Annotated in this window: 2 protein-coding genes and 1 pseudogene; 2 read left to right on the top strand and 1 reads right to left on the bottom strand. The window is 63.9% G+C overall.

Going from position 1 to position 3029, the window contains the following annotated elements; genetic code table 11:
- Nucleotides 1-119 precede the first annotated feature (119 nt).
- A pseudogene (locus D183_RS28000) lies at nt 120-281 on the top strand (integrase core domain-containing protein); the annotation flags it as partial.
- 296 nt (nt 282-577) lie between these two features.
- Here D183_RS28000 and htpG read toward each other — a convergent pair.
- Nucleotides 578-2482, bottom strand: coding sequence for a molecular chaperone HtpG (gene htpG, locus D183_RS0111800; protein WP_017909171.1), 1905 nt, complete (start codon nt 2480-2482; stop codon nt 578-580).
- A gap of 222 nt (nt 2483-2704) precedes the next feature.
- Between htpG and D183_RS0111795 the strand changes: the two genes are divergently transcribed.
- Nucleotides 2705-3029 (top strand): RsmD family RNA methyltransferase (locus D183_RS0111795; protein WP_017909170.1); only part of this gene is annotated, 325 nt, incomplete at its 3' end.

Genomic DNA, 3029 nt, shown 5'->3' with positions numbered 1-3029 from the left:
GAAGCAAGTCTTCGATCCGCTCCCATTGGCTCTGGGCCAATTCATAGCGGCTAGGCCGCGACGTGCTGGTCCTTAACATCCCAAAAAATATCGCTGAATGTCGATACAGCCTAGGGGCGTCGTTCAGCGGCCGCTTGCGCGATTAAGGCCTCAACGAGCGCTATTTCCCAACACTGCTTCATGCCCGCGCAGCGGTCGAGAGTTGGCGCTGGGAATACAGCGAAGAATTACCCAAGAATGCCGTCGACGGGATGATGCGCGCGGAATACGCTAAGCAATTAAAAAACCTGTATCATCAATCACGGATTTTAAGCCCGACGACTCAGAGCAGAGTCGTTGATTGCAGCTCTCTAATGATATTGGTTTATGGAATTTTTTATAAGATCACAGAAATGTCGGTTCTGTGGGAGAGTAAGCCTGCTGAAAGTCGATTACTCCACGCGCCTGTATTAAACTGGCGGCCTCATGTCTGAGGCATTTGGAACGTAGGTCAGTGCAATAACGCGTGGACTTGCCTTAAAACTACGAAGCCGGCAAGTCGCCGGCTTCGTTTCCATATACACGTCGCGATCAATGCCTACACCGACAACTCCAACAATAACTTATTGAGCCGCCGCACATACGCCGCTGGGTCCTTGAGGCTGTCGCCCGCAGCCAGCGCCGCCTGGTCGAACAGCACCTTCGCCAGGTCGCCGAAGCGCTCGCCATCGGCTTCCGCATCCAGCTTCTCGATCAGCGGATGCGCGGGGTTGAACTCGAACACCGGCTTGCTCTCCGGCAGCTTCTGGCCGCTGGCTTCCAGGATCTGCCGCATCTGCAGGCCTAGGTCGCCCTGGCCGATGGCCAGGATCGCCGGCGAGTCGGTCAGTCGGTGCGAGACACGCACTTCGGAGACGTCGTCCTTGAGCACGTTCTGGATGCGCTCGACCAGGCCCTGCTTGGCCTTGGCGGCTTCTTCCTTGGCCTGCTTCTCTTCCTCGCTGTCGAGCTTGCCCAGGTCCAGGTCGCCGCGCGCCACGTCGACGAAGGACTTGCCGTCGAACTCGGTGAGGTAGCTCATCAGCCACTCGTCGATGCGGTCGGTGAGCAGCAGCACTTCGATGCCCTTCTTGCGGAACACTTCCAGGTGCGGGCTGTCCTTGATCTGCGCGTAGCTCTCGCCGGTCAGGTAGTACAGCTTGTCCTGACCGTCCTGCATCCGCGCCACGTAGTCGGCCAGCGACACGGTCTGCGCGCCGTCGCTGCCATGGGTGGAGGCGAAACGCAGCAGGCCGGCGATCTTTTCGCGGTTGCCGAAGTCCTCGGCCGGGCCTTCCTTCAGCACCTGGCCGAAGTTCTTCCACACGCCCTGGTAGCGCTCGGCGTCGTCCTTGGCCAGCTTCTCCAGCATGTCCAGGGCGCGCTTGGTCAGCGCCGACTTCATCGAGTCGATCACCGGGCCGGACTGCAGGATCTCGCGCGAGACGTTCAGCGGCAGGTCGCTGGAATCGACGATGCCCTTGATGAAGCGCAGGTACAGCGGCAGGAACTGTTCGGCCTGGTCCATGATGAAGACGCGCTGCACGTACAGCTTGAGCCCGCGCGAGGCATCGCGCTGGTACAGGTCGAACGGGGCGCGGCCGGGCACGTACAGCAGCGAGGTGTACTCCAGCTTGCCCTCGACCTTGTTGTGGCTCCACGCCACCGGGTTCTCGTGGTCGTGGGCGATGTGCTTGTACAGTTCCTGGTATTCCTCGTCCTTGATCTCGGTGCGCGGGCGCGTCCACAGCGCGCTGGCGCGGTTGACGGTTTCCCATTCCGGGGTCTCGGGCTTGTCCTTGTCCTCGCCGTAGTGTTCCTTGGGCAGTTCGATCGGCAGGGCGATGTGGTCGGAATACTTGCGCACGATGCCGCGCAGCTTCCAGCCGTCGGCGAAGTCCTTCTCATCGTCCTTCAGGTGGAGCACGATGCGAGTGCCGCGCTCGGCCTTCTTGATGGTGGCGACCTCGAACTCGCCTTCGCCGCGCGAGGACCAGTGCACGCCTTCGCTGGCCGGCAGGCCGGCGCGGCGGCTGTAAACGTCGACCTGGTCGGCGACGATGAAGGCGCTGTAGAAGCCCACGCCGAACTGGCCGATCAGGTGCGAGTCCTTCTTCTGGTCGCCGGACAGGTGCTTGAGGAACTCGGAGGTGCCGGACTTGGCGATGGTGCCCAGGTGCGCCACGATCTCCTCGCGGCTCATGCCGATGCCGTTGTCGTCGATGGTGACGGTGCCGGCCTCCTTGTCGAAGCCGATGCGGATGCGCAGTTGCGCATCGCCGTCCAGCAGCTCCGGCTTGACCAGCGCCTCGAAGCGCAGCTTGTCGGCGGCGTCGGAGGCGTTGGAGATCAGCTCGCGCAGGAAGATCTCCTTGTTGGAATAAAGCGAATGGATCATCAGCTGCAGCAGCTGCTTGACCTCGGTCTGAAAGCCCAGGGTTTCTTTTTGGGTTTCCACGCTCATCGGTAGGTGCTCCATGAAGGATGGGCGGCCGCGCGGAGGAGGGCACGGCTCTGCCGGCCGACATGGTGGCGGCCGCGGCCGGCTTCAAGCGCCGCGCCGCGCATACGCGCGACCCCGCGCTGGTCTATGATCCGGACCCCGTTTCCGCGCCACCCATTGCCCACCGCCCATGCCGTTCCTGCGTTCCCCGTCCCGCCTGTCCCGGCCCCTGCGAGGCCGCCGATGAGCCGTCCCGGCGGCGGCCAGGTGCGGATCATCGGCGGGCGCTGGCGCAATACGCGGCTGCCGGTGCCGGACCTGGCCGGGCTGCGCCCGACCTCCGATCGGGTCCGCGAGACCCTGTTCAACTGGCTGCAGCCGGTGCTGCCCGGGGCGCGGTTGCTGGACCTGTTCGCCGGCAGCGGCGCGCTGGGGCTGGAGGCGGTGTCGCGCGGCGCGGCCGGCGCGGTGCTGGTCGAACGCGATCCGGGCCAGGCGGCGCAGTTGCGCGCCACGGTCGCGCGGCTGCAGGCGCAGGACCAGGTGCAGGTGGTGCAGGGCGATGCGC

The organism is Xanthomonas sp. SHU 199 (assembly GCF_000364665.1).
Classification (GTDB): Bacteria; Pseudomonadota; Gammaproteobacteria; order Xanthomonadales; family Xanthomonadaceae; genus Xanthomonas_A; species Xanthomonas_A sontii.
This window is presented reverse-complemented; position numbering and strand designations above follow the sequence as displayed.

Excerpts from the sequence above, each read along its gene's own strand:
- htpG (WP_017909171.1), bottom strand. The coding sequence starts at position 2,482 with ATGAGCGTGGAAACCCAAAAAGAAACCCTGGGCTTTCAGACCGAGGTC.